We start from the raw sequence: 24,674 nt of genomic DNA on the forward strand, positions 1-24,674 counted from the left end.
CCGGAAATGACAGACCCCCGGCCCGCGCGGGGCCGGGGGTCTGCGCTATCTACTTCAGGCGTTGGGTCCGTATTCCTCCAGCATCTCCGTCACCAGCGCCGCGATCGGCGAACGCTCACTGCGGGTGAGCGTGACATGCGCGAACAGCGGATGTCCCTTCAACTTCTCGATCACCGCGGCGACGCCGTCGTGGCGGCCGACGCGCAGATTGTCGCGCTGGGCGACGTCATGGGTGAGCACCACCCGCGACCCGGTGCCGAGCCGGCTCAGCACCGTCAACAGGACATTGCGTTCCAGCGACTGCGCCTCGTCGACGATCACGAACGAATCGTGCAGCGAGCGGCCGCGAATGTGGGTCAGCGGCAACACTTCCAGCATGTCGCGGCTGAGCACCTCCTCCATCACCTCGCGGCTGGCCAGCCCGTCGAGAGTGTCGAAGACCGCCTGGGCCCACGGCCCCATCTTCTCGCTCTCGGTGCCGGGCAGATAGCCCAGTTCCTGGCCGCCGACCGCGTACAGCGGACGGAACACCACCACCTTGCGCTGGGTGCGCCGCTCCAGCACCGCCTCCAGTCCGGCCGTCAACGCCAGCGCCGATTTGCCGGTGCCCGCCCGCCCACCGAGGGAGACGATGCCGACGCTCTCGTCCAGCAGCAGGTCGAGGGCGATGCGCTGTTCGGCCGAGCGCCCGTGCAGCCCGAACGCCTCGCGTTCGCGCACCAGTTGCACCCGTTTTTCCGGGGTGACCCGGCCGAGTGCGCTGGAGCTGGTGCCGAGCAACCGGATTCCGGTGTGGCAGGGCAGTTCCCGCGCTTCGTCGAGGTCGATGGAGCCTTCGCTGTAGAGCTCGTCCACCCGGTCGGTGGTGACATCGAGTTCCACCATGCCCGTCCAGCCCGAGGTGACCACGTCCTGCGCGTGATACTCATCGGCTCGCAACCCCACCGAACTCGCCTTGACCCGCAACGGAATGTCCTTCGACACCAGCACCACGGTGTGGCCGTCGGCGGCGAGATTGAGCGCGCACGCCAGGATGCGGGAATCGTTGGTGTCGGTGCGGAATCCGACCGGCAACACCGTCGGGTCGGTGTGGTTCAGCTCCACCTGCAGCGTTCCGCCCTCGGTACCGATCGGCAGCGGCTCGTCGAGTCGACCGTGCTGCACGCGCAGGTCGTCGAGCATGCGCAGCGCCTCACGGGCGAACCAGCCGAGCTCGTGGTGATGCCGTTTGCCTTCGAGTTCGCTGATCACCACCAGCGGCAGCACCACGTGGTGCTCGCCGAAGCGGGTGACCGACCAGGGATCCGATAGCAGAACCGAGGTGTCGACGACAAAGGTTTTGGTGCCTTTCTTCACGGTGCGAGAGTTCGCCGATGGGGCGGAAACGGAGCGTGTTGTAGTCACGGTGGGCTCCTTTGTGTCTGCGCGGCACCCGCATCAGACAATCTCGCTGGACCGGTCCGTCCTGAGGGATCCGACGCTGGCGTCAGATGCCACGAGGGCCGGGTGCCGGCCCCCTCGTACTGAATGGCTCAGTCACGGTCAGGACCTCCCGCGCGAGCCACAACGACGCGACCCGCATCCACGACGCTACCGGCTGTCGGTGGTTGCGCGCTCGGGGAACGGCAGGCGTGTCGGTGAATTCGTCGTTAACGCGCCGCCGACACGGGCTATCAGTGCTGGTCAGACAATATTTCCGGGCACAGGATCCGGTGCGGCCCGAGATCGTCGGATGGCTGCGGACCGGTTGCTCGGCCGCCGGATTCGACACGCGGGTCCCCACCGCGGCCGCGGCGGATTAGAGTCGCGTTATGGCCGGTACCGACGATCTCCAGCAGCTGTCGTCCAAGGAACTGCACGACCGCGCGGTCAAGCTGGCCGTGCGCCGCGGCGACATCAAATTCTTGTGGAACCTGCTCACCCGCATCCCCGCCGCCGAGGCCACCGCGGGCAAAGCCGGCGAGAGCGAAGCCGATATCAAGTGGGTATTGCCGCTGATCGACGACTACGTGCACGCCGGTGACGGCGATCTGGCCGAGGCGCTGCGCCCGTTCTATCTCGACTACCTCGCCAAGCATTCCTGAGCTGCGCGAAGTTCGCATACCACTCACCGGGACGCACCCAACCTGTTGCCAACCATCCCGGTCGATACTCGATGTCGACGTCCACACGATGGGCCATCGATAACTGAACCCGACCCGCCCGTGTGGAAGACCACCGAACTTTCCCGCCCCGCCAACGACGCCGGGGACCGGCCGCCAACGAAGTCGGCACGGAAAGGGTCGAGAAGACATACCCGGGCTGCGGTCCGGGCCTTCACGAACGCAGCGACTGCCGCACCCGCGCTGCCTCGCGGGTGAGATGGTCGCGCTCCGGTGCGCTGGTGGCCGCACGGGAGGCCTGCGCGTACAGCTCGGCGGCCTGCTCGAGGTCACCGGCCCGCTCGAGCAGGTAGGCGTGAACCGCGCTGTAGCGGGGCAGGTCCGGATCCAGCTGCTTCAGTTCCGCCAGCCCGGCCTGCGGTCCGTCGGCCTCGCCGACCGCGACCGCGCGGTTGAGCCGCACCACCGGGCTGCCGGTGAGCTTCAACAACTCGTCATACCACTCCACGATCTGCACCCAGTCGGTGTCGGCCGCGCTCGGGGCATCCGCGTGCAGGGCGGCGATCGCGGCTTGCGCCTGGTATTCGCCGAGCCGGTCGCGGGCCAGTGCCGCTTGCAGGATCGCCACCCCTTCGGCGATAAGTCCGGTGTCCCAACGGGTTCGGTCCTGCTCGGCCAGCGGGATCAGGCGCCCGCCCGGCCCGGTGCGCGAGGCCCGGCGGGCGTGGTGCAGCAGCATGAGCGCGAGCAGGCCCGCGACCTCCGGGTCGTCGGTCGAGGCCGCCAGCTGACGGGTGAGGCGGATCGCTTCGGCCGCCAGGTCCACCTCGCCGCTGTAGCCCTCGTTGAACACCAGATACAGCACCCGCAGCACCGTCGCCGGATCGCCGGGCCGGTCCAACGGCAGCTGCGCGATGCGCCGTTTGGCGCGGCTGATGCGTTGCGCCATGGTCGCTTCGGGGACCAGATAGGCGTTCGCGATCTGCCGGGTGGTCAGGCCACCGACCGCGCGCAACGTCAACGCGACGGCCGAGCTGGGCGACAGCGACGGATGCGCGCACAGGAAATACAGCCACAGCGAGTCGTCGACATCGGGCACCGGACCGCGCGACGGCTCGATCTCCACCGCGAGTTCCCTGCCCCGCCGGGAGGTTTCGGCGCGGGCGGCGTCGAGGAACTTGCGCCAGGCCGCCGCGACCAGCCAGCCCTTCGGATCACGCGGCGGGTCCTGCGGCCAGCTCTCCAACGCCCGGATCAGCGCCTCCTGTACGGCGTCCTCGGCCGAAGCGAAATCCGCTCCGCGCCGGACGAGGACGCCGATCACCGCGGGCACCAGCTCCCGCAGCAGCGACTCGTTCACTCGGTGACGGTGGGCGCCGCGGTGAACAACGGCCGCAGTTCGAGCCATTCCTGGATCGGCTTGCCACCGGCGCCGGGCGCCGCCGACAGCTCGGCCGCCAGCTCGAGGGCTCGGTCGTAGGTGTCGACGTCGATCATCATCCAGCCGGCGATCAGGTCCTTGGTCTCGGCGAACGGACCGTCGGTGACCGGCGGGCGGCCCGCACCGTCGGAGCGGACGAAGGTGCCCTGGGGTGCGAGCGCCTGAGAGTCGACGTACTCGCCGGTGGTCTGGAGGCGGGCGGCGAAATCTTCCATGTATTGCACGTGGGCGGTGACTTCGTCAGGGGTCCACTGGTCCATCGGCACGTCGTTGGTGGGTGCCGGGGCGCCGCGGTAGTGCTTGAGCAGCAGATACTTGGCCATTGTCTTCTCCTCGCGTGGTGGCCGGTGGGGTCAGGCGTGCTGGCGTTCGGCGCGCTGCCGGATCAGTTCCTCGACCGGCGACGGCAGCGTGGTCTCGAAGTCGATGAGCTTCACCCAGGTCGGGGTGATGACGATGCGGACCATGCCGTCGTAGAGCGAGCGCACCTCCGCCTCCCACTCCACCCGCTGTTCGGCAGTCATCTGATAGCTGCCGTTCATCTGCAAATACTCCTCCGGGATGCCTTCGACCTCGTCCAGCTCGGCCCGACCCCGGATCAGCAGGAGCTTGGGCGGATGCACTTCGGTGTCGATGGTCAGCGCCACCTGCGGGTTGCGCCGCAGGGCGGGCAGTTTCGGGGCGTTGGTGCTGGTGCACAGCACGATCTGCGAGCCGTTCCAGGTGAACCCGATGGGGATGTTTCGCGGAGTGCCGTCGAGGGCCACGTAGGCCAATCTGGTCAGATCGCGCGCGAGCAGCTCCTGGCTGAGCGGGCGTTCGAGAATCTCGGTGATCCGGTGCTGTTCCATGCTGCGCTCCTGTGTCGGTGCCGTCGAGCAGGCCGTTGTCGGCTGCTCGTACCCCTGGGACGGAGCCCGCTCTTCATTCTCGACATCCCCTGCGCGAAATTTCGGAGATTTTTTCGACCGGACCGAAAACCGCACCTGACCGGCCGCTACTCGTGATCTCCGACCAGGTGGTCGCGGGCGGCGTCGAGGATCCGGCGGGAGAGCTCGTCGTCGCCGGTGGCGCGCGCGAGCATCAGCGCTCCGGCCATGGTCGACAGCTCGACCAGCACCTGCGGATCGGTGCTGGCACGGTCGTCGAACTCGGCGAGTTTGCCGATCATGTTGTGGATGCCGTCGAGGTAGGCCTGGCGCAGCGGGCTGTCGGCGGGCGCTCTGGCGACGTCGGCCGCGGTCGCCGCGATGCCGCATCCGTTGGCCGGGGTGTCGCGGTGGGTGGTCGACAGATAGCGCTGAATGAAGGTGCGCCGGGCCTGCGCGCCGTCCGCACTCGCCGCGCGGATGCTGTCCATTTCGTCGATCTTCTCCGCGTACGCCGCCGTGCAGGCCTGCGTGACCAGGTCTTCTTTGGACCGGAAGTGGCGGTAGAAACCGCCGTGGGTCAGTCCGGCGGCGGCCATCAGCTCGGGGACGGTCATCGCGCCGGTCCCGCGTTCACGAACCTGCGCGGCAGCCGCGTCGAGTACCTGCCTGCGGTGCGATTGCGCCTGTTCGCGGGATGCTCGCGGCACATCGGCTCCTTCCATCGGTCGTCGCGCGCCGGAGGGCGCGGTCGGTCAGGACAGTCTTGCGCATCCGTATAGATGATGATCATAATCTAAATCGGTCGAGCGGCGACGCTCCCTCCCCGAGCCGACCAGGGCACGTCCGGATCGGCGGGGATGACTCGAAAGAGGCGGATATGACCAGAATCGAAGGCACGGTCGCACTGGTGACCGGCGGGCAGCGTGGACTCGGGCGCGCATTCGTGGATGAGCTGCTGCGGCGCGGTGCGGCGAAGGTCTACGCGACGGCCCGGCAGCCGATACCGCAGGACGATCCGCGGGTGGTATCGCTCGCCTTGGACGTGACCGATCCCGACTCCGTGACCGCCGCCGCGCGCGCCGCCGGGGATGTCGGCCTCGTCGTCAACAATGCGGGGGCGCTCATCCCCGCACCGCTGCTGACGGCCGAAATGCCGGATGTGATAGCCACATTCGACACCAATGTGTTCGGCCCGCTGCGGGTCGCGCAGGCGTTCGCGCCGATTCTTGCGGCCAATGGCGGCGGCGCGCTGGTCGATATCCATTCGGTGCTGTCATGGGGTGCCGGGGCCGCCGCCTACGGGGCGTCGAAGGCCGCGTTCTGGTCGCTCACCAACTCGCTACGGCTGGAACTGGCCGCACAGCGCACCCAGGTCGTCGGCGTGCATCTCGGGTTCGCCGACACCGAGATGGTCCGTCACCTCCCGGTCGACAAGGTCGATCCGGCCCAGGTCGCGACCGCGGTATTCGACGGGGTCGAGAAGGGCGAGACCGAAGTCCTCGTCGACGAGGTCACCCGCCGGATGAAAGCCGCCTTGTCCGGCCCCGTCGAAGGTCTCGCGGTGGCCATCGGCCGCTGACACCACACTCCCCGAAAGGACTCACCATGCCGCTGTGGCATATCTACCACCCCGCCGACACCTACTCCGACCAGGACAAACAAGACTTCGCCAACGACATCACCGAGCTGTACACCAGCTTCGGCCTGCCGGCGTTCTACGTCGTCGTCCTGTTCAAGGAAATCGCGGCGCTCGACTTCTACGTGGGTGGCAAACCGGCAACCGATACCGTCCGCATCGTGGTAGAGCACCTTGCCCGTCATCTCGATGATCCCGAGATGCGCAAACGCTCCACCGACAAACTCGACTCGATCATGGTCCCCTACACCCGAGACCGCGGGCTGCACTGGGAGTTTCACACCTACGAGTCGCCGCGCGATCTGTGGAAGATCGCCGGGCAGTTCCCGCCACCGGCGGGCAGCGATGCCGAAAAGGATTGGGCACGACAGAATATGCCACTCCCGTACTGACCAGGAGCCGCAGCGGTCCGCAGTCGGACCCGCGCCGTCGCCGGCAGCGCGGCCAGCCCTTCCGGCTCGCGGCCGGTGTGCCGCACCAGCGTGGTGACACCACAGCATTCGAAATGTGACACATTTCACGCCCGATTTGTCCGATTACCGGTGTCCGCGGGACCGGCATGATGCCTGTGCATTTTCGGTTCGGGACAAGGAGGGCAATAGATGAATCAGGCGCGTGAGCTGGGAACATGGCGGGATCTGTGGCGATATTGGCGTACGGCGATCGTGCTGGCCGGCGGGGTGCTCGTCGGCGCGGTGAACATCTATCTCGCGGCGAGCCTGTTGCCTACGGCCGTGGCGGAGATCGGTGGCGAGCGGGTGTACGCATGGGCGACGACGGTATTTCTGGTCGCCCAGGTGATTGCGACATTGTCGGTAGCCAGGACGCTGTCGGCCTGCGGCGGCGTGGGGGCGTATGTGATCGGGTTCGGCGTTTTCGCGACGGGATCGCTGGTGTGTGCGGTTAGTCCGGCGATGCCGATTCTGCTGGTGGGGCGTGGCATTCAGGGACTCGGCGCAGGCCTGTTGACGGGTTTGGGTTTCGCGTTGATCTATTCGGCCCTGCCGCAGCAGCTGTGGGTGCGCGGGAGCGCGTTGATCTCGGCGATGTTCGGGCTCGGAAATTTCGTCGGCCCGGCATTGGGTGGATTGTTTGCCCAGTACGGCTCCTGGCGTGCGGCTTTCGCGGTGCTGGCCATCGCGGCGGTGTTGTTGTGCGGGCTCGTACCGAAGGCGCTGACCGAGGGTGAGCGCCCGCCCGCGACTGCGCTCCCGGTGGCCTCGCTGGGTTTGGTGGTGGTCGCCGCCGCAGCCGTGAGTGTGGCGGGCATCCTGGAGGAGCCGGCCTGGATGGTGGTGAGCCTGCTCGCCGGAGCAGTAGCCGTCGCAGCTTTCATCACGGTCGAACGCCGTGCATCACAGCCGATTCTGCCCCCTTCCACCTATCGGAGCGGCTCCCCGCTACGCTGGATCTACCTCTCCATCATGCTGCTGGCTTGCGGTGTCGCGGTGGAGATCTTCGTGCCGCTGTTCGGACAGCGCATGGGTAATCTGACGCCGCTGGTGGCCGGATTCTTGGGTGCCGCATTGTCGTTCGGCTGGTCGGCCGCACAGATTCTGGTGGCGTCGGTGGGGTCCGAGGCGGTTATCCGCAGGCTGCGGATAACCGGTCCGGTGGTGTTGGCCGCAGGGTTCGCCGTACTCGGCCTCCTGCAATCAGCGCAGGCGTCCACACCGGTGGTGATCGCATGGGTACCGGTCCTGATCATCGCCGGCGCCGGCATCGGGATCGCCATGCCGCATCTGTCGGTCGCGGCGATGACCAGCGTCGATGATCCCGTCGAAGGCCAGCAAGCGGCCGCGTCGGTGGCGACCGTGTTGACGATGGCGACAGCATTCGGCGCCGCCATCGCCGGATTGCTGGTCAACATCGGCAGCCCGGTCATGGTGACGTCGGCGCGCTACCTGCTGTTCGGGTTCGCCGGCATCGTCGTGCTCGGCCTGTTCACCGCGATCCGCGTCGGTAACAGCACGCAGCGCGCCGATATCCCGGTACCCACCCGCTAGAAACGCGGATCTGCCCACCGGCGCGGCACCGGTGGGCAGATCTCTCGGGTGCGTGGGGCGGGGCGGGCGAACCCCGCGGCCGCGCACGGCTATTCGATGTCCGCGCCCGTTCTGGGCGGGGGCGCGGACTCGAGTTCGGTGAACTCCTCGTCGGTGAGCAGACGGGAGCGGATGAGGAAACGGACACCCTCGGGCGCTTCCAGGGAGAACCCGCTGCCCCGCCCCGGAACCACATCCACGGTGAGATGGGTGTGCTTCCAGTACTCGTATTGATCGGCGCTCATCCAGAACGGCGTATCCGCCGCGACCGTCCCGAGCAGAACATCCGAGGCGCCGACACGGAATTCACCGCGCGGATAACACATCGGGGAACTGCCGTCGCAGCAGCCGCCGGACTGGTGGAACATGACCGCGCCGTGCCGCCGGATCAGGCTGTCGAGCATCTGCTGCGCCTGCTCGGTGATCGCGACGCGGTGCACGTCCGCGGGCATCAGAAGAATCCGAGCTTATTCGGCGCGTAGCTCACCAGCAGGTTCTTCGTCTGCTGGTAGTGGTCCAGCATCATGGAGTGGTTCTCGCGACCGATACCGGACTTCTTGTAGCCGCCGAAGGCCGCGTGCGCCGGATAGGCGTGGTAGCAGTTGGTCCACACCCGGCCCGCCTTGATACCGCGACCCAGCCGGTAGGCGGTGTTCATATCGCGGGTCCAGACACCGGCGCCGAGACCGTAGAGGGTGTCGTTGGCGAGCTTCAACGCCTCGTCGGTGGAGTCGAAGGTCGTGACCGAGACGACCGGGCCGAAGATCTCCTCCTGGAAGATCCGCATATCGTTGCTGCCCTTGAACACCGTGGGCTCGATGTAGTACCCGTCCGGGAATTCGTCGACCTTGCGCGGCCCGCCGCCGGTGAGCACCTCGGCGCCCTCCTGACGGCCGATGTCGATGTAGGACAGGATCTTCTCGTACTGATCGTTGCTGGCCTGGGCGCCGATCATGGTGGCGTCGTCGAGCGGGTTACCGCTGACGATGGCCTTGGTGCGTTCGATACACCGCGCCATGAACTCGTCGTAGATCGAGGAGTGGATCAGCGCACGCGAGGGACAGGTGCACACCTCGCCCTGGTTCAGCGCGAACATCACGAAACCCTCGACGGCCTTGTCCAGGAATTCGTCGTCGGCGGCCATGATGTCGGGCAGGAAGATATTGGGGCTCTTGCCGCCCAGCTCCAGCGTCACCGGGATGATGTTCTCGCTGGCGTACTGCATGATCAGCCGCCCGGTGGTGGTCTCACCGGTGAACGCCACCTTGGCCACCCGCGGGCTGGACGCCAGCGGCTTACCGGCTTCCACGCCGAAACCGTTGACCACGTTGAGAACTCCCGGCGGCAGCAGATCCGCGATCAGCTCGACCACCTTCAGGATCGAGGCCGGGGTCTGCTCGGCGGGCTTGAGCACCACCGCGTTACCCGCCGCCAGCGCGGGCGCCAGCTTCCAGGTGGCCATCAGGATCGGGAAGTTCCACGGGATGATCTGGCCGACCACGCCGAGCGGCTCGTGGAAGTGGTAGGCGATGGTATCGCCGTCGATTTCGCTGATCCCGCCCTCCTGGGCGCGGATGGCGCCGGCGAAGTAGCGGAAGTGGTCGATGGCCAGCGGCAGGTCGGCGGCCTTGGTTTCGCGGACCGGTTTGCCGTTCTCCCAGGTCTCGGCGACGGCGAGGGCTTCGAGATTGTCCTCGATGCGGTCGGCGATCTTGTTGAGGATATTGGCGCGTTCGGCGACGGAGGTGGCGCCCCAGCCGTCGGCGGCGGTGTGCGCGGCATCGAGGGCCAGTTCGACGTCGGCCGCGGTCGAGCGGGCTACCTCGGTGAAGGTCTGCCCGTCCACCGGTGACGGATTCTCGAAGTACTGCCCCTCGACCGGTGCCGTCCAGTCGCCGCCGATGAAATTGTCGTAGCGGGCGGCGTAGCTGACGATGCTGCCCTCGGCACCTGGTTTCGCGTAGGTCATGTCGCATGCTCCTCATCGAGTCGGCGGATAGCACGAGCAACCGTTCGTGACGCAGACCACTATCGCGATCTTGGGTTGGCAGAAGGTTGACTACCGAGGTGACACGCCGGAACCGCAGGTCAGAGCGGGCGGATCAGGCCCGGAGGGCGGTGTGCAGCCTGGCCGCGGCGACGGCGCGGCGTCCGTCGTTGGGCGGCAGCAATCGCAGTGCGTGCTCGTGGATCTCGATGTCGTCGGGCGCCCGCTCGCCGTAGCGCAGCGCGTTGTCGGGGTCGTCGTCGGACAGCACCGCCGTGCGCACCGCGACCTCGAGGTGATCGCGCCATTCCACGATCCCCGGCGTCTGTGAACCGGGCAGCAGCGGCCCGCGATACATCCGCACCGCCGTACCGGTGTCGCCGGCTTCGAGTGCGCCGAGGAGGTCGACGGCATCGCAGGACAGCGGGGTGGTGAGTTGGTAGACCCGGTTGGCGATCTCGCCCCCGGTGGCCCGGCGCAGATGCGAGACATCGGCTTTGAGCGTGCTCGAGGTGGCGGGCCGGTCGCCGTAGATGGCGTAGTGCAGCCGTTCCGGGGTGAAGCCGTCGGGTTCGAGCGCGAGCAGCGTGAGGATTTCCAGTTGGCGTGGCCGCAACCGCACCGGGTGCCCGTCGCGCACCAGACGCGAGCCGCCGAGGCAGGTCAGCCGGACCCCCGGACGGGTGACGGCCGCCGCGTGCAGCCGCGCTTCCACCGCCGTGACCAGCGACTGCACCGTCGACATGGCCAGCGGATGGGAGCGGTCCCACGTCGAGGACAGGTCGAGCACGCCGAGCCTGCGGCCGTCGGGGGCGTGGATCGGCGCGCAGTAACACACCCAGCCGTGCAGGGCCGCGACCAGATGTTCGGCGGAGAACACGGTGCTGGGTTTGCCGGTCTGCATGGCCAGCGACAGTGCGTTGGTGCCCATATGTTCTTCGTCCCAGCGGCCGCCGGGCGCGAAATTGACCTGTTCGGCGCGGCGGCGCATGACCGGCCCGCCGAAGGACCACAAGATGGTGCCGCTCTCGTCGGTGACCGCGGCGACATAGCCGGCGTCGTGGGCGACATTGTGCAACTGGTCGGCGAGTTGGGTGACCGGTTCGCGCAGCGGGGACTCGGCCCAGCGGGCACCGATGTCGGCGGAATCGATCGCAGGCGCGCTGGCGGTGGCCGGGTCGACGGTGCGCACCGAGCGCATCCAGGATTGGGCGACCTCACTGCGCAACCCGGAAGCGGCGACGCGGGGCAGCACGGGATGCGACCCGTCGGGAACCCAGCGGGACCATTCCTTTTCCAGCGCGGCTCGCTGCTCGGCGAGCGTGCTGTGTGCCGCCATCTATGTCTTCCTGGTCACATCTTCGACTACTTCCATCATGCCGCACCGACCAGGCGATCGGTGCGGCAGTCGACGGAAAAGTCAGCTCAGATGGTGCACCGGTCCCATCCCGTAGACCGGCGTGGGAATGCCCTCGTAGCGCGCCTCGAGTTGCAGCGCGAGATACAGCGAGTAGTGCCGGGATTGGTGCAGGTTGCCGCCGTGGAACCACAGGCCCTCCTGCCTGGTCGGCTTCCACATATTGCGCAGCTCGCCCTCCCACGGGCCGGGATCCTTGGTGGTGCCGGAGCCGTAGCCCCAGCATTTGCCTACTTTGTCGGCGACGTCCTGGCCGATCAGGTCGGCGGCCCAGCCGTTCATCGAGCCGTAGCCGGTGGCGTAGACGACCAGGTCGGCGGGCAGTTCGGTGCCGTCGTCGAGGACGACGGCGTCCTCGGTGAGTTCGCGGACCTCGCCGTGCGCCAGCGCGATCTTGCCGTCGGCGATCAGCTCCGAGGCACCCACGTCGATGTAGTAGCCGGAGCCGCGGCGCAGGTACTTCATGAACAGGCCCGAACCGTCGTCACCCCAGTCGAGTTGGAAGCCGGCGCGTTCGAGCCGGTCGTAGAACTCGGCGTCGCGGGCGCGGATGGCCTCGTACACCGGGATCTGGAACTGCGGCATGATCCGGTACGGCAGCGAGGCGAAGGTCAAGTCGGCCTTGTCGGTGGTCATGCCCGCCGCGAGGGCGCGTTCGGAGTACAGATCGCCGAGGCCGAGCTCCATCAGCGAATCCGACCGCACGATGTGGGTGGAGCTGCGCTGCACCATCGTCACCTGGGCGCCCACTTCCCACAGCGCCGCGCAGATGTCGTGGGCGGAGTTGTTGGAGCCGATGACCACCGCGCGCTTACCCGCGTAGGCGTCCGGGCCGGGATGCTTGCTCGAATGATGCTGTTCGCCCCGGAAACGTTCCATCCCAGGGAAATTCGGGATATTCGGCTTGCCGGACATGCCGGTGGCGAGCACCAACTGGGTGGGCCGCAGCTCGATGGCCTCGCCGTCGCGCAGGACGTCGACCTCCCATTCGCCGGCGATCTCGTCGTAGGTGGCGGAGGTGCAGGTGGTCTTCGACCAGTACGGCACCTCCATGACCCGGGTGTACATCTCGAGCCAGTCGCCGATCTTGTCCTTGGGGGTGAACACCGGCCAGTTGTCCGGGAACGGCAGATACGGCAGGTGGTCGTACCAGACCGGATCGTGCAGGCACAGCGACTTGTACCGTTTGCGCCACTGATCGCCGGGCCGGTCGTGCTTGTCGACCACCAGCGCGGGCACCCCGAGCTGACGTAACCGCGCGCCGAGCGCGATCCCGCCCTGACCACCGCCGACCACCAGCACATAGGGCTGGCGGGTGCGGCCGAGTTCGCGCTCCTCCTCGGCACGACGCTCGGACCAGGTCACCCGGTCCGGGTCGGCGCCGTGCACCACACCACGCGGCCGCCGCGGACCTTTGCTCTCCTCATGCCCTTTCAGCTCGCGCAGGCTGGTGAGCAGCGTCCACGCGCCCTCGTCTTTGAGCCGCAGATGCCCGACCGCGCGGCCGGCGGCGGTCTCGAATCCGATCCATGCCGTGACAACGCCCCCGTCCTCGGTGGGCTCTTCGGTGGTGTGGAAGTTGCCCGGATCGGTGCCGTCCAGCCGCGCGCGCAGCATGTCGGCGATGTCCTCGCGGCCCTCGAGGGTCTTGATGTTCCAGGTGAAGGCGACCAGGTCGCGCCAGAAGCCGTCGAGGGCGAACATCGCGGCCGCGGCCTCCACATCACGGTCCGCCAGTGCCCTCTCGAAATCCCGCAGCCAGGCGTCCACGCGCTGCTGCGGTGTCTGCGTATCGGGCGTCGGCTCCAGTGTCGGGGTCATCGGATTCTCCTTCTCCAGCGGATCTGTGAGCTACAGCACACGTCACCGGAACCGGTGTCACAATCGTTGCAAGGCGTTGCAACATCGGTGTGCGCACGCGGCGAGGCGCGCGAGCCTCGCCCGGCCGCGCGTACCGAGCGGATCAGGATGGATGTCGTGGGCGAATTCGGCGCGATCGAACCGGGGACGGACCTGCCCCGGTACGCCCGCGACCTGGTCCGCATGCACGACGCGGTGATCGGCGGCGGACGCTCACCGTTGCGGCCGCGCACGCTGGTGGCGCGTTCCTGGTCGCGAGTGCTGGCGGCGGGGCTGGTACCCGACCAGGCCAATACCCGCACCGTGCTCGGGCTGGAGGAGGTCGAGCGACGCCGCCGGATGTCGCCGCTGGCCGGCGTGATCAGCGAGTTGACGCAGGTGATCGCCGGGGTCGCCGACGCATCGCAGTTGATCATGGTGGTCACCGATGCCGACGGCGTGGTGCTGTGGCGCGCCGGTTCGCCGCGGGTCCGCAACCGCGCCGACTCGCTCGGCTTCCAGGAGGGCGCCACCTGGACCGAATCGGTGGTCGGCACCAATGCCATCGGCACCGCGCTCGCCGAAGCCAGTCCGGTGCAACTGTTCTCGGGTGAACATTTCGAGCAGTCACAGCATCCGTGGTACTGCACGGCGGCGCCGATCCACGATCCGCGCACCGGCGAACTCCTCGGCGTGGTCGACGTCAGCGGGCCGGCGCTCACCCTGCATCCGGCGCTCACCGCCCTGGTCGGCGCGGGTGCCCGGCTGGCCGAGGGCCAGATCGCGCGGCTGCAACAGGACCGGCTGGAACGGTTGCGCAGCACCGCCATGCCCACCCTGTCCACCCTGACCGGTCCCGCCCTGCTGGTGGACGAGCACGGCTGGGTCGCCCACGCCACCGGCATCGCCACGCCCCAGCGCATCGCCATCCCGAATGCCGAACGCGCGGTGCACGTCCCCGGACTCGGCGTCTGCTCGGCGGAGCCGCTGCGCGGTGGTTGGCTGGTGCGGCCGCTCGGCGCCGGCGCGCACACCGGTATCCGGATGAACCTCGACCTGTCCGGCACGCCGGTCGTCAGCGCGGTCGGCGGCGAATCCGATTGGCGCAGTTCACTATCGGTGCGGCACGCGGAGATCCTGCTCCTGCTACATCTGCGTGGGCGGCGCGGGATGTCGGTCGCCGATCTGAGTCACGCGCTCTACGGCGATCCCGACCACGCGGTCGCCGTCCGGGCCGAACTGTCGCGGCTGCGGCGGGTGCTCGGCTCGATCATCGAGAGCAGGCCCTATCGACTGGAGGCGTCGGTGAGTCTCACGCTGGCCCTCGGTGACGTCGACCGGTTGGCCGACTGCGCATTCGTCCGCCGCTCCACCAGCCCCGGGGTTCGTGCGCTCGCCGGGGCCGGAACCGCGCTCGGCTGACCCGACCTCGCAATCCTCGTGCGGTGTTCGTCCCGCGGTTGCGGCTGCGCCAGCTGGCCCACCCCGCCCACGCTGCGGGCGAGCCGACGGTCCGGGTGCTCGGCTCCGCGCATCGACGCCGGCCCAGATTTCGGGAGCACCGGCGCTGATCGGGTTCGAGGTGCGCACAGGCGTCTGCCGCGGCGCGTGTTCAATCGCGCGCGAACACGGCCTTCCATGCTCCGACGACCAGCCCGCGCAGGAAGTTCTCCCAGCTGAAATGGTCGTGCCACAGGATGATTCGCCCGTCGCGCAGTTCGAAAGTGCCCGCGACCCAGAAGGAGATCTTCAGCGGCCCGAAGCGCAGGATGTCGGTGCGGTCGGTGAGCACGATGGGTCCGTCGGCGGCGATGTGGTGCATGATCGCGGCGAAACCGAACTGATCCCGGCTCAGCCCGCGCAGCACCTGCGCCACTCGTTCGCCACGCACATCCGGTAGCGAGGTGTTCTTCCAGACGATGTCGGGATGCAGCAGTTCCAGCGCCTCACCGACCGCGCCGATCTCCAGCGCGGCGAAGAATTCGCGCACCGTGGTGATCGAGTCCTGCTCCAGCTCGATTTCGCTCATGGATCGAGGGTAGGTGGTAGACGCGCCGGATGCGGCCCGTTCCGCCGCCGGACACCACCTCCCGGCGATACGTTGGTGCTATGACCACCCGGGATGAGATCGAGTCGTTTCTGGATGAGTACCAGGCCGCGCTGTCGGCCTACGACGCCGAACGTTCGGCCTCGTTGTGGGGCATGCCCGGCACCATCGTCAGCGACGGCTTCGTCGGCGCGCTGCATTCGCGCGCGGAGCTGGCGCAGGGCCTATCCCAGGCCTATCCCTTCTATCAGCAGCTCGGCCTGGCGCGGGTCGACCACACGCTGCTCGAACACGTCGACCTGACCGCGAGCATCGCTCGCGTGCACGTGCGCTGGCATTTCTACGACGACGCCGACGACCTGCTCACCGACGGCGACTACGAATACCTGCTACGCCGCGACGACGACGGCCTGCACGCCTACGTCGCGGTGGCGATCGACGAGATGGAGAAGCTGACCAGACTCGCGGCGGAGAAGGGCATTCAGCTGCCCGGGACGTGAGGGGCCGAGCGCGCGTCGGAAGTGCCCGGTTCATTCTATGGAGCACTCATCTCCACGGGTATACTGACAGGTATGACTTCAACGACGATCAAGGTGCCGAAGCCAACCAGAGATCGGCTACATCGACTGGCGGCCGCAGAGGGCCTCACATTGTCACAGGCGATCGAAAAGCTACTGGACGAACACGCTCCGCGCCCGAAGCCGAAGTTCGGCGGATTTCGTAGCGACCGGCCGCTGACCACAGAGGAGATCGATCGCGAGCTCGCCGGCGGCTTCGGTGAATGGTGAGAACATCGTCGTCGACACGAGCGGGATCCTCGCGATGTACGACGAGTCATACCCTGAGCACGTCCAGCTGACCGAGATCGCGAATGCTGCGGCAGGGTTGCTGGTCGTCTCCCCACTTATCGTCGCGGAGTCCGACTACATGCTGGCCACGCGGCTTGGCGCCGCTGCGGCACGGCAGTTCGCCGAAGACATTTCAGCAGGCGCCTACGAGCTGGCCGAGTGGACTCAGGACTATCACGCCGCAGCCCTTGCGATCGTGTCCAGCTTCGGCGATGACGACTACATCGGCATGGCCGACGCGTCCATTGTGGTGATCGCCGACCGTTATCGGACCACCAATGTGATGACGCTCGATCAGCGCCACTTCCGCAAGCTGAAGCCGCTCTGGGGCGTCAGCCATTTCACCTTACTTCCGTTCGACGCCTGAGGGCCATCGAGAGTTCGCGCGGCGATCCACGAGCGCTTGCAATCCGTCGAGGATGCGGTCGATGCCGAAGTTCAAGGCGTCGTCGCGGGCCGAGGATCCTCCCGCTTGCTCGCTCATGGCGGCGGTGACCTCGGGATATCGGTCGCCCGCCGCCTGCATCACCTCCGCCATCTGCCGCATCAACTGCTCCTCCATGCCGTCGGCCGGGGCGCCGGCGTTCTGGAGTGCGAGGCTGCGCACGTGGCCGTTGAGCACGACGACGGTGTCCAGCCGCTCCGGACCGGTCAGGCCGATCCCCGCCATCGCCGACAAGGCCGCCTCGAGCCAGCCCAGTTCGTTCGGCCCCATCGGCCGGATTCCGGTGGACAACTCCAGCGCCCACGGATGCGCCCGGTAGCGGCGGAAGATCTCCTCGGTCCAGCGGCGTAGACCGGCCCGCCACGGCGGCTCGCCGGAAACCGACTGCGCCGCAACGCTATCCAGCGACGCCGCAGCGCTATGCGGCGGCGCACCGGCGATATCCGGCGACGCGGCGGGGCCATCCAGCGACGCAGCAGCACTACCCGACGACCCTGCAGCACTACCCGACGACCCTGCAGCACCACCCGGCGACCCTGCAGCACCACCCGGCGACCCTGCAGCACCACCCGGCGACACGGCCGCACTACCCGGCAGAACAGTGGCGATGTCCGGCGGGGCGGCGGCACCTTCGAGCGATGCGGCGCCACTACCCGGGGGCGCGACGGCGCTATCCGGCGACGCGACAGCGATGTCCGGCGGGGCGCCGATGGCTTGCTCGAGCATCAACGCGGCGAGCTCTGCCTTGCCCGGTACGTACCGGTACAGAGACATTTTCGTGTACCCGAGCCGTTCGGCGACCCGCTGCATGGAGACCCCGGCCAGCCCTTCGGCGTCGGCGAGTTCGATGGCCGCGCCGACGATGGCCTCCAGCGACAGCGACGGCTTCGGGCCGCGTTTGGCCTGCCGCCCGGTACCCCAGAGCAGTTCGACCACGGTCGGAGCCGGCATCGCGATGTCCTTTCCGAAAAGGAGTTGACCAGAAACTGTGTCTACCATACGCTGCTCCGTGTCCGACGGAAACAGTTTCCTGTGGACGCCATTCCGCTGAAGGAGCGCTCATGCGTAACAAGACCGTCCTCATCTCCGGCGCGAGCATCGCCGGGCCCGCCCTCGCCTACTGGCTGAATCGCTACGGCTTCGAGGTCACCGTCGTCGAACGCGCTCCCGAGCTGCGCCCCGGCGGCCAGGCCGTCGACTTCAAGGGCGAAACGCATCTGAAAGTCCTCGAGCGCATGGGCATCCTCGACGCCGTCCGCGAACGACAGACCGGCGGCGCCGACATGGTGCTGGTGGACGCCGCGGGCAAGCGCCGCGCGCTCATCTCCGGCGATTTCACCGGCGGCGACCTGGAGATCCTGCGCGGCGACCTGGCCCAGCTCATGTACGAGCGCACCGCTGAGCACTGCACCTACCTCTTCGGCGATTCGATCAGCGCGCTCACCGAGACCGCCGAGGGCGTGCGAGTCGAGTTCGAACACGCCCCGCCCCGCACCTTCGACCTGGTTTTCGGCGCCGACGGCGTGCACTCACGGGTGCGCGCGCTGGCGTTCGGCCCCGAACGCGACTACGTCCACCACCGCGGCTACTACTACTGCCTGGTGAATTCCGGTACCGAGCCCCGACGCACCGACGGACCGCGACGCGAGGTGGCCTACGCCCACAACGCGCCGGGCAAACTCGCCGTCGACGGTGGACCGAAGGCCGAGCAGATGTACATGTTCGCCGCCCCCGAGCTGGACTACGCACGCGATGACGAGCAGGCCCAGCGCCGCATCGTCAAGGACACCTTCGCCGACGTCGGCTGGGAAGTGCCACGCATGATGGCGGATCTGGAGCAGGCCGCGACCTTCTATATGGACTCGCTCAGCGTGGTCGAGATGACCTCATGCGTCCGCGGACGGGTCGCCCTCGTCGGTGACGCCGGCTACGGCAACACCCTGGCCGGTTTCGGCACCGGTCTCGCCCTCGTCGGCGCCTACGTCCTCGCCGGTGAACTGGCCCTCGCCGACGGCGATCACACCGTGGCCTTCCCGTGCTACGACGAGATCATGCAGCGCTACAACAAGATCGCCGGCTCCAGCAACCCCGGCCGCTTCCTGGCCCCCAAGACCGCCTTCGGCATCCGAGCCCGCGACTGGTTCCTGAACTCTCCACTGTTCGCCCTGATGGTGAAACTCGGCGACAAGGGCGCCAACGACATCGACCTGCGCGACTACCCGACCCTCCACGCCGCCCTCCCAAGCGACCAATAGCCCATGGTCGACCCGCCACCCCAGGTCCTCCCGCCCGCGCAGTTGCATGTCGCATACCTTGTGGCGTTTTTCCAGGCCCACAACGTATGCGAAGTCGCCAAAACCTATGCGTTACTCCAGCACAGGCCAGGAAACGGCGACGCGCCCACGGTTCGGCGGGTGCCGATCGCGGGCGCGTCGTCAGCGAGAAACTCAGCCCAGCAGGCGCCAGTCTTCGAGGCCCTGGTACAGCGGCAGGTCGTTGGCCAGCTTGCGGACGCGGGCGCGCAGCGTGTCGACATCCGAACCACCGGCCAGCGCGGTGCCGATGATGTCGGCGACCTCGGTGAACTCGGTGTCGCCGAAGCCGCGGGTGGCCAGGGCCGCGGTGCCGATGCGCAGGCCGGAGGTGACCATCGGCGGACGCGGATCGAACGGAACGGCATTGCGGTTGACGGTGATGCCGATCTCGTGCAGCAGATCCTCGCCCTGCTGGCCGTCGAGCTGCGAGTTACGCAGATCCACCAGCACCAGGTGCACATCGGTGCCACCGGTGAGCACGCTGATGCCCTTGTCCGCGACGTCGGCGGCGCTCAGGCGCTCGGCCAGGATCTTGGCGCCGGACAGGGTGCGCTGCTGACGCTCGGCGAACTCGGCGGTGCCGGCGATCTTGAACGCGACGGCCTTGGCGGCGATGGCGTGCATCAGCGGACCGCCCTGCTGGCCGGGGAACACCGAGCTGTTGAGCTTCTTGGCGAATTCCTGCTTGGCCAGGATCAGGCCGGAGCGCGGACCGCCGAGGGTCTTGTGCACGGTGGAGGAGACGACGTCGGCGTAGGGCACCGGGGAGGGGTGCAGTCCGGCCGCGACCAGGCCGGCGAAGTGCGCCATATCGACCCACAGGTAGGCGCCGACCTCGTCGGCGATCTCCCGGAAGGCGGCGAAGTCCTGGTGCCGCGGGTAGGCCGACCAGCCCGCGACGATCACCTTCGGCTGCGCCTCCAGGGCGATCTTGCGCACCTCGTCCATATCGACGCGGTGGTCTTCCTTGCTGACGCCGTAGGAGTGGACCTCGTACAGCTTGCCGGAGAAGTTCAGCCGCATGCCGTGGGTGAGGTGGCCGCCGTGGGCCAGGTCCAGGCCGAGCAGCTTCTCGCCGGGGTTCATCAGGGCCATCAGCACCGCGGCGTTGGCTTGGGCGCCCGAATGCGGCTGGACGTTGGCGAACTCGGCGCCGAAGAGTTCCTTGGCGCGCTCGCGGGCCAGGTTCTCCACGACGTCGACGTGCTCGCAGCCGCCGTAGTAACGGCGGCCCGGGTACCCCTCGGCGTACTTGTTGGTGAGCACACTGCCCTGCGCCTGCAGGACCGCGCGCGGCACGAAGTTCTCCGAGGCGATCATCTCGAGGGTGTCGCGCTCGCGGGCGAGCTCTCCTGCCATCGCGGCAGCGACCTCGGGATCGAGTTCACCGAGAGACTGGGTATTGACAGAAGCGGTCGTCTGCGTCACCCGGACAGTCTATTTGCTGCCCCGCCGCGCACCGGAACGGGGTCGGATAGCACATCTCGCGGCGCCGCGCACACCTTTCCGGCGACCGGTTCGCTGCTCCGGATCGCCGGCGACGACGCTCAGACCGCCTGCACCGCCCGGATCGCGCCGGGTGTCAGCGGTTCGTCGAGCAGTCGCCGGAACCGGTCGGCGCGCTCGTCGGCGCTCGGCGCCGCGTCCAGCCAGCCGCCGAGCAGCTTGTAGCCCTCGACATAAGTGCTGATGTAGGCGCGCCACAGCGGCGAGGACAGGAAGCGCAGCGATTGGCGCGCGCGCTCGGGCGTCGTCAGGTTCCAGCGTTGCAGGAACTCGGCCACCTCGTCGGCGTCGCGGCCGCGGTCGTGCAGCAGCAGCGCCGCGTCCTGACGGACACCGAGCAGCTGCGCCGAGGCCTGCGACAGCCGTTCGGCGCGTTCGCCGTCGAAGCGCAGGCCGAGGTCGGCGTAGATCTCCTGCGCCCAGCGGCCCCAGCCCGGCCCGACGATGGCCTCCAGCGCCAGGTCGGCCAGGCCCTCGGCCATCAGGCACTGCGGGGTGTTGACCAGGAACAGCGTCTGCTCGGCCTGCCCGGCCGCGACCAGTCCGGCTTCCTTGCGGCAGTGCTCGGTGTGGTGGCCTGGGTAGGCCTCGTGCGCGATGAGCCGCGGCAGGTTGGCCATATGCTGGCGCAGATCGGAGTTGATCGCGACCTTGGAGTGGTAGTTGCCGAGGTAGTAGTTGAAGCCGGACCACGGCTTGTCGCCGACGATCTCGTAGGTGACGTGCTCGTGGTCGGGCAGCGGATAGCGCTCGCGCACCAGTTCGCGCAACGCACTGGAGAACGCCTCCACACAGGCGGGCAGGCGCTCCGGCGGGATCTCGTCGGCCTGCCGGTGCGCGGCGATGCGTTCGGCCAGCGGACCGTCCCCGGCGAGCACCTCGTCCATCTTGCGGTGCGCGTCGCGGTAGTCGGCCTCGTCGCCGGGTGCGATGTCGACGTCGAAGTAGGCGCGCACCTCGTCGACGAAACCGATGTCGTCGCCGGCGAACTTGCGGGCCGAGCATTCCAGCGCGCGTAGGTGCACATCGAGGAACTCGGTGCGTTCGGGCGCCAGGCCCGCCCCCGGCAGTTCGGCGCGCAGGGCCGCGGCCCGCCGGGCGAGTTCGCGCGGCTGCGGCGCGGGCGCGTTCTCGACCTCCCGGCGCAGCGCCGGATCGCCGGTGAACGCGTCGACGAAACCTTCCTCCAGCCGGTCGAAGGCCAGGCCGAGCCGCAGGTAATCGGTGACGAGCGGATGCGCTTCCATGGCAGCCGACGATAGCGGCTCCACCAGCGCGGCGCCGAGTGTTACCGGCCGGTAGGCGACCCCCTTTTCCCGGTGGGCGGCGGCGAGGCGCAGAATTCAGCCATGCGGCCACAGTTAGTCCGAATCTCACAGCGCCGGTGCGATATGTGTGCGTGTTTGCCGGAATGGAGCGTCGGGTAAGTGGCACGGATGAGCGAGCCGAGCCCGTATGTGGAATTCGATCGGAAACAGTGGCGCACACTGCGGAAATCGACTCCACTGGTGCTCACCGAGGAAGAACTGCGCGGCCTGCGCGGCCTGGGTGAACAGATCGATCTGGAAGAGGTCGCCGAGGTCTACCTTCCGCTCGCCCGGCTCATTCATTTGCAGGTCGCCGCACGTCAGCGGCTGTTCGCGGCCACCGCGACCTTCCTCGGGGAAAAGCATCCGGACCAGCAGGTGCCATTCGTCATCGGTGTCGCGGGCAGCGTCGCGGTGGGTAAATCGACCACCGCGCGTGTGCTGCAAGCACTACTGGCGCGCTGGGATCACCATCCGCGAGTGGATTTGGTCACAACCGACGGGTTCCTCTACCCCACCGCCGAACTCACCCGGCGCGGGATCATGCATCGCAAGGGATTCCCGGAGAGCTACGACCGCCGCAAACTGCTGCGTTTCGTCACCGAGGTGAAATCCGGTGCGCCCGAAGTGTGCGCGCCGGTGTATTCACATATCTCCTACGACATCGTGCCCGGTGAGTTCCATTGCGTGCGCCAGCCCGACATCCTCATCGTCGAGGGCCTGAATGTCTTGCAGACCGGTCCGCGGTTGATGGTGTCGGATCTGTTCGACTTCTCCATCTATGTCGACGCCCGCATCGAGGACATCGAGAACTGGTATGTGCAAAGGTTTCTCAGCCTGCGCAAGACCGGTTTCGCCGATCCGAAGGCGCATTTCCACCATTACGCCCGCTTCACCGACGAGGAGGCGACGGCAGCGGCCAAGGACATCTGGAACTCGACCAACCGGCCGAATCTGGTGGAGAACATCCTGCCCACCCGTCCGCGCGCGACGCTGGTGCTGCGCAAGGACTCCGATCACACGATCAATCGACTGCGGTTGCGGAAATTGTGAGCGGGCGCAATCTGCTCACGCGCCGAGCCGCGGTCCTCAGCCACTGAATCGGCGGTGCTCACTCGCCGAACAGGCGCCACGGCGACGCCGAATCGGAGCGGCTACCGGGCCGAATCGCCGATGCTCAGACTCCGAATCGCCGGTGCCGCGCGGCGAAATCGCGCAGGGCGCGCAGGAAATCCACCCGCCGGAACTCCGGCCAATACGCCTCGGTGAACCAGATCTCCGAATACGCGCTCTGCCACAGCAGGAACCCGGACAGTCGCTGCTCACCGGAGGTCCGGATGACGAGGTCGGGGTCCGGTTGGCCGGAGGTGTAGAGGTGCTGGCCGATGGCGTTGACGGTGATCGACTGCACCAGGTCCTCGCCGGTCTCCCCGGCCGCGATCTCCTGGCGGACCAGCGAGCGCACCGCGTCGGTGATCTCCTGCCTGCCGCCGTAGCCGACAGCCACGTTGACGTGCACCCCGTTGCGTCCGCTGGTGCGTTCGGCGGCGGTGCGCAACCGTTTGGCGATCAGCTCGGGGAATCCGTCGAGCGAGCCGACCAGCCGCACGCTCCAGTTCTGGTCCGGGGCCGACAGTTCCTCGACCACGTCGGTGATCACCTCGAACAGCGTTTCCAGCTCTTCGGGATCACGGCGCAGGTTCTCGGTGGACAGCAGATAGACGGTGACCATCTCGATGCCCGCGGCCTCGCACCAGCCCACCAGTTCAGCGATCTTGAGGGCACCCACCCGGTGCCCGTGGCTGACGTCGGTGAAGCCGTTTTCCCTGGCCCAGCGCCGATTGCCGTCGCACATCACCGCAACGTGGCGGGGATGCTGCTTGCCTGCCAGCTGCTTGGCCAGCCGGGCCTCGTAGACGCGATACGGAAAGCCACGCACCCGACTCGGAAACTCCACGGCGTCCAACAGTACGCCTCGTCACGTTGTCCGCGGCATCGGCCGCGTTTCCCGGTACAGTGACCATCGGACCGGCAACCTACGGTTCCGTAGGTTACTCGCGAGTTAACTCAGGAGGTAGTTCGTGACCGATCCGGTCGACACCACCGGCACACCCCGCTTGCACGACACCACCGCGGCCGACGACGCCGCCGAAGAGGCGATCAATCCCGCCGACGCCCTCGCCGCGCTGCTCAAACCGCGGATGCGCGGCTGGATCCACACCTGGGCCGTCGGGATCGCGGCGATCGCGGTCATCGCGCTGGTCGCCGCGGCGACGACGGTCTCGGCCACCGCGGTGTGGTCCACCCTCGTCTACGGCCTCACCGTCTGCCTGCTGTTCGGCGTCAGCGCCGTCTATCACCGCGTCACCTGGCAGACGGTGCGCGCCCGCATCCGCATGAAGCGCGCCGATCATTCGATGATCTTCCTGTTCATCGCGGGCAGCTACACCCCGTTCGCGCTGCTCGGCCTGCCCGGTTCCACCGGCCGCACGCTGCTGATCGTGGTGTGGGCGGGCGCGCTGGCCGGCGTCGCGCTGAAACTGCTGTGGCCGACCGCGCCGCGCTGGGTCGGCGTGCCGCTGTATCTGCTGCTGGGCTGGGCGATCGTGCCGGTCGCGGGCGAGCTCTACGACAACGTCGGCCTGGCCCCGCTGATCCTGCTGCTGATCGGCGGCCTCATCTACAGCGGCGGCGCCATCCTCTACGCCACCAAGTGGCCGAATCCGTGGCCGGAAGTGTTCGGCCACCACGAGTTCTTCCACGCCGCGACGGTGCTCGCGGCGCTGGCGCACTACGTTGCGGTTTGGCTGGTGCTGCTGCGCTGACCGCCTCCGGCGTTCTATGCTGCTCGTTCGTGTCAGTCGCTG

General features: G+C 67.8%; 25 protein-coding genes and 1 pseudogene. 11 read left to right on the plus strand and 15 right to left on the minus strand.

Translation table 11 applies throughout. The features are described from left to right. Window positions 1-54: 54 nt before the first annotated feature. Complete coding sequence (locus FEK34_RS20110) at window positions 55-1,404, minus strand: PhoH family protein (protein WP_138449774.1); 1,350 nt, start codon at window positions 1,402-1,404, stop codon at window positions 55-57. A 407-nt stretch (window positions 1,405-1,811) separates the two neighbouring features. Between FEK34_RS20110 and FEK34_RS20115 the strand changes: the two genes are divergently transcribed. Next, the gene (locus tag FEK34_RS20115) at window positions 1,812-2,084 is read left to right on the plus strand and encodes a hypothetical protein (RefSeq protein ID WP_036539620.1); all 273 of its coding nucleotides are present in this window, start codon (window positions 1,812-1,814) and stop codon (window positions 2,082-2,084) included. Between the two features lie 232 nt (window positions 2,085-2,316). Here FEK34_RS20115 and FEK34_RS20120 read toward each other — a convergent pair whose 3' ends face one another. The 4 genes from FEK34_RS20120 to FEK34_RS20135 form a co-directional block, all read right to left on the minus strand. Beyond that, window positions 2,317-3,462, minus strand: coding sequence for an RNA polymerase sigma factor (locus FEK34_RS20120; RefSeq protein WP_138449776.1), 1,146 nt, complete (start codon window positions 3,460-3,462; stop codon window positions 2,317-2,319). Then, window positions 3,459-3,866 (minus strand): YciI family protein, encoded by a 408-nt coding sequence (locus tag FEK34_RS20125; RefSeq protein WP_138449778.1) that lies wholly within the window; start codon window positions 3,864-3,866, stop codon window positions 3,459-3,461. Before FEK34_RS20125 ends, FEK34_RS20120 begins: the two co-directional genes overlap by 4 nt. Window positions 3,867-3,896: 30 nt before the next feature. Next, on the minus strand, window positions 3,897-4,394 hold the full coding sequence (locus FEK34_RS20130) for a pyridoxamine 5'-phosphate oxidase family protein (RefSeq protein ID WP_138449779.1): 498 nt from the start codon (window positions 4,392-4,394) through the stop codon (window positions 3,897-3,899). 146 nt (window positions 4,395-4,540) lie between these two features. After that, window positions 4,541-5,122 carry a TetR/AcrR family transcriptional regulator gene (locus FEK34_RS20135; RefSeq protein WP_138449782.1) on the minus strand — a complete coding sequence of 194 codons (582 nt, stop codon included), beginning with the start codon at window positions 5,120-5,122 and terminating at the stop codon, window positions 4,541-4,543. Between the two features lie 170 nt (window positions 5,123-5,292). Between FEK34_RS20135 and FEK34_RS20140 the strand changes: the two genes are divergently transcribed. From FEK34_RS20140 to FEK34_RS20150, 3 genes are all read left to right on the plus strand, one after another. Then, window positions 5,293-5,994 carry an SDR family oxidoreductase gene (locus FEK34_RS20140; RefSeq protein WP_138449784.1) on the plus strand — a complete coding sequence of 234 codons (702 nt, stop codon included), beginning with the start codon at window positions 5,293-5,295 and terminating at the stop codon, window positions 5,992-5,994. A 26-nt stretch (window positions 5,995-6,020) separates the two neighbouring features. Beyond that, a complete protein-coding gene (locus tag FEK34_RS20145; RefSeq protein WP_138449787.1) occupies window positions 6,021-6,443 on the plus strand; it encodes a tautomerase family protein in 423 nt (140 codons plus the stop codon). A gap of 210 nt (window positions 6,444-6,653) precedes the next feature. Continuing rightward, window positions 6,654-8,057, plus strand: coding sequence for an MFS transporter (locus FEK34_RS20150; RefSeq protein ID WP_138449789.1), 1,404 nt, complete (start codon window positions 6,654-6,656; stop codon window positions 8,055-8,057). A gap of 89 nt (window positions 8,058-8,146) precedes the next feature. Here FEK34_RS20150 and FEK34_RS20155 read toward each other — a convergent pair whose 3' ends face one another. The 4 genes from FEK34_RS20155 to FEK34_RS20170 form a co-directional block, all read right to left on the minus strand. After that, on the minus strand, window positions 8,147-8,548 hold the full coding sequence (locus FEK34_RS20155; RefSeq protein WP_138449791.1) for a DUF779 domain-containing protein: 402 nt from the start codon (window positions 8,546-8,548) through the stop codon (window positions 8,147-8,149). Beyond that, complete coding sequence (gene adh / locus FEK34_RS20160) at window positions 8,548-10,065, minus strand: aldehyde dehydrogenase (protein WP_138449793.1); 1,518 nt, start codon at window positions 10,063-10,065, stop codon at window positions 8,548-8,550. Before adh ends, FEK34_RS20155 begins: the two co-directional genes overlap by 1 nt. Window positions 10,066-10,198: 133 nt before the next feature. After that, complete coding sequence (locus tag FEK34_RS20165; protein WP_138449795.1) at window positions 10,199-11,422, minus strand: helix-turn-helix domain-containing protein; 1,224 nt, start codon at window positions 11,420-11,422, stop codon at window positions 10,199-10,201. Window positions 11,423-11,503: 81 nt separating this feature from the next. Then, window positions 11,504-13,321, minus strand: coding sequence for an NAD(P)/FAD-dependent oxidoreductase (locus FEK34_RS20170; RefSeq protein ID WP_138449797.1), 1,818 nt, complete (start codon window positions 13,319-13,321; stop codon window positions 11,504-11,506). Window positions 13,322-13,477: 156 nt separating this feature from the next. Between FEK34_RS20170 and FEK34_RS20175 the strand changes: the two genes are divergently transcribed. Then, window positions 13,478-14,761, plus strand: a complete 1,284-nt coding sequence (locus tag FEK34_RS20175) for a GAF domain-containing protein (protein ID WP_138449944.1) — start codon at window positions 13,478-13,480, stop codon at window positions 14,759-14,761. 190 nt (window positions 14,762-14,951) lie between these two features. On the opposite strand, the gene FEK34_RS20180 is transcribed toward FEK34_RS20175, so the two are convergent. After that, window positions 14,952-15,368 carry a limonene-1,2-epoxide hydrolase family protein gene (locus FEK34_RS20180; RefSeq protein WP_138449800.1) on the minus strand — a complete coding sequence of 139 codons (417 nt, stop codon included), beginning with the start codon at window positions 15,366-15,368 and terminating at the stop codon, window positions 14,952-14,954. A gap of 80 nt (window positions 15,369-15,448) precedes the next feature. Here FEK34_RS20180 and FEK34_RS20185 point away from each other — a divergent pair, with 80 nt between their 5' ends. The 3 genes from FEK34_RS20185 (at window position 15,449) to FEK34_RS20195 (ending at window position 16,601) form a co-directional block, all read left to right on the plus strand. Then, on the plus strand, window positions 15,449-15,886 hold the full coding sequence (locus FEK34_RS20185; RefSeq protein ID WP_138449802.1) for a hypothetical protein: 438 nt from the start codon (window positions 15,449-15,451) through the stop codon (window positions 15,884-15,886). A 72-nt stretch (window positions 15,887-15,958) separates the two neighbouring features. Further along, window positions 15,959-16,174 carry a toxin-antitoxin system protein gene (locus tag FEK34_RS20190; RefSeq protein ID WP_138449804.1) on the plus strand — a complete coding sequence of 72 codons (216 nt, stop codon included), beginning with the start codon at window positions 15,959-15,961 and terminating at the stop codon, window positions 16,172-16,174. Further along, window positions 16,164-16,601, plus strand: coding sequence for a PIN domain-containing protein (locus FEK34_RS20195; protein WP_138449807.1), 438 nt, complete (start codon window positions 16,164-16,166; stop codon window positions 16,599-16,601). The genes FEK34_RS20190 and FEK34_RS20195 overlap by 11 nt, the downstream gene beginning before the upstream one ends. Here FEK34_RS20195 and FEK34_RS30895 read toward each other — a convergent pair. Then, a complete protein-coding gene (locus tag FEK34_RS30895; RefSeq protein ID WP_249359432.1) occupies window positions 16,581-17,258 on the minus strand; it encodes a TetR/AcrR family transcriptional regulator C-terminal domain-containing protein in 678 nt (225 codons plus the stop codon). The two genes, FEK34_RS20195 and FEK34_RS30895, sit on opposite strands and share 21 nt — an antisense overlap. 108 nt (window positions 17,259-17,366) lie before the next feature. Continuing rightward, window positions 17,367-17,630 (minus strand): annotated as a pseudogene (locus FEK34_RS30900) (TetR/AcrR family transcriptional regulator); the annotation flags it as partial. 110 nt (window positions 17,631-17,740) lie between these two features. On the opposite strand from FEK34_RS30900, the gene FEK34_RS20205 reads away from it, so the two are divergent. Then, window positions 17,741-18,934 (plus strand): FAD-dependent monooxygenase, encoded by a 1,194-nt coding sequence (locus FEK34_RS20205; RefSeq protein WP_138449812.1) that lies wholly within the window; start codon window positions 17,741-17,743, stop codon window positions 18,932-18,934. A 192-nt stretch (window positions 18,935-19,126) separates the two neighbouring features. Here the strand turns inward: FEK34_RS20205 and glyA are convergent, their stop codons facing one another. Together glyA and FEK34_RS20215 are read right to left on the minus strand one after the other, a co-directional pair. After that, on the minus strand, window positions 19,127-20,422 hold the full coding sequence (gene glyA / locus FEK34_RS20210; RefSeq protein ID WP_138449815.1) for a serine hydroxymethyltransferase: 1,296 nt from the start codon (window positions 20,420-20,422) through the stop codon (window positions 19,127-19,129). 119 nt (window positions 20,423-20,541) lie between these two features. Further along, window positions 20,542-21,747 carry a DUF885 domain-containing protein gene (locus FEK34_RS20215; RefSeq protein ID WP_138449818.1) on the minus strand — a complete coding sequence of 402 codons (1,206 nt, stop codon included), beginning with the start codon at window positions 21,745-21,747 and terminating at the stop codon, window positions 20,542-20,544. A 180-nt stretch (window positions 21,748-21,927) separates the two neighbouring features. Here FEK34_RS20215 and coaA point away from each other — a divergent pair, with 180 nt between their 5' ends. Then, window positions 21,928-22,860: a type I pantothenate kinase gene (coaA, locus tag FEK34_RS20220; RefSeq protein ID WP_036539655.1), complete on the plus strand. Its 933-nt coding sequence runs from the start codon at window positions 21,928-21,930 to the stop codon at window positions 22,858-22,860. Between the two features lie 124 nt (window positions 22,861-22,984). On the opposite strand, the gene FEK34_RS20225 is transcribed toward coaA, so the two are convergent. Beyond that, entirely contained in the window at window positions 22,985-23,773 is a 789-nt protein-coding gene (locus tag FEK34_RS20225) for an isoprenyl transferase (protein ID WP_081597448.1), read from the minus strand. 235 nt (window positions 23,774-24,008) lie between these two features. On the opposite strand from FEK34_RS20225, the gene trhA reads away from it, so the two are divergent. Then, window positions 24,009-24,632 carry a PAQR family membrane homeostasis protein TrhA gene (gene trhA / locus FEK34_RS20230; protein WP_138449946.1) on the plus strand — a complete coding sequence of 208 codons (624 nt, stop codon included), beginning with the start codon at window positions 24,009-24,011 and terminating at the stop codon, window positions 24,630-24,632. Window positions 24,633-24,674: the final 42 nt, after the last annotated feature.

The organism is Nocardia cyriacigeorgica, from assembly GCF_005863245.1.
Taxonomy (GTDB): Bacteria; Actinomycetota; Actinomycetes; order Mycobacteriales; family Mycobacteriaceae; genus Nocardia; species Nocardia cyriacigeorgica_C.

Excerpts from the sequence above, each read along its gene's own strand:
- trhA (WP_138449946.1), top strand. The coding sequence starts at position 24,009 with ATGCGCGGCTGGATCCACACCTGGGCCGTCGGGATCGCGGCGATCGCG.
- FEK34_RS20165 (WP_138449795.1), bottom strand. The coding sequence starts at position 11,422 with ATGGCGGCACACAGCACGCTCGCCGAGCAGCGAGCCGCGCTGGAAAAG.
- FEK34_RS20170 (WP_138449797.1), bottom strand. The coding sequence starts at position 13,321 with ATGACCCCGACACTGGAGCCGACGCCCGATACGCAGACACCGCAGCAG.
- FEK34_RS20180 (WP_138449800.1), bottom strand. The coding sequence starts at position 15,368 with ATGAGCGAAATCGAGCTGGAGCAGGACTCGATCACCACGGTGCGCGAA.
- FEK34_RS20145 (WP_138449787.1), top strand. The coding sequence starts at position 6,021 with ATGCCGCTGTGGCATATCTACCACCCCGCCGACACCTACTCCGACCAG.
- FEK34_RS20205 (WP_138449812.1), top strand. The coding sequence starts at position 17,741 with ATGCGTAACAAGACCGTCCTCATCTCCGGCGCGAGCATCGCCGGGCCC.
- FEK34_RS20125 (WP_138449778.1), bottom strand. The coding sequence starts at position 3,866 with ATGGCCAAGTATCTGCTGCTCAAGCACTACCGCGGCGCCCCGGCACCC.
- FEK34_RS20140 (WP_138449784.1), top strand. The coding sequence starts at position 5,293 with ATGACCAGAATCGAAGGCACGGTCGCACTGGTGACCGGCGGGCAGCGT.
- FEK34_RS20215 (WP_138449818.1), bottom strand. The coding sequence starts at position 21,747 with ATGGAAGCGCATCCGCTCGTCACCGATTACCTGCGGCTCGGCCTGGCC.
- FEK34_RS20115 (WP_036539620.1), top strand. The coding sequence starts at position 1,812 with ATGGCCGGTACCGACGATCTCCAGCAGCTGTCGTCCAAGGAACTGCAC.
- FEK34_RS20130 (WP_138449779.1), bottom strand. The coding sequence starts at position 4,394 with ATGGAACAGCACCGGATCACCGAGATTCTCGAACGCCCGCTCAGCCAG.
- FEK34_RS20190 (WP_138449804.1), top strand. The coding sequence starts at position 15,959 with ATGACTTCAACGACGATCAAGGTGCCGAAGCCAACCAGAGATCGGCTA.
- FEK34_RS20185 (WP_138449802.1), top strand. The coding sequence starts at position 15,449 with ATGACCACCCGGGATGAGATCGAGTCGTTTCTGGATGAGTACCAGGCC.
- FEK34_RS20155 (WP_138449791.1), bottom strand. The coding sequence starts at position 8,548 with ATGCCCGCGGACGTGCACCGCGTCGCGATCACCGAGCAGGCGCAGCAG.
- adh (WP_138449793.1), bottom strand. The coding sequence starts at position 10,065 with ATGACCTACGCGAAACCAGGTGCCGAGGGCAGCATCGTCAGCTACGCC.
- FEK34_RS20150 (WP_138449789.1), top strand. The coding sequence starts at position 6,654 with ATGAATCAGGCGCGTGAGCTGGGAACATGGCGGGATCTGTGGCGATAT.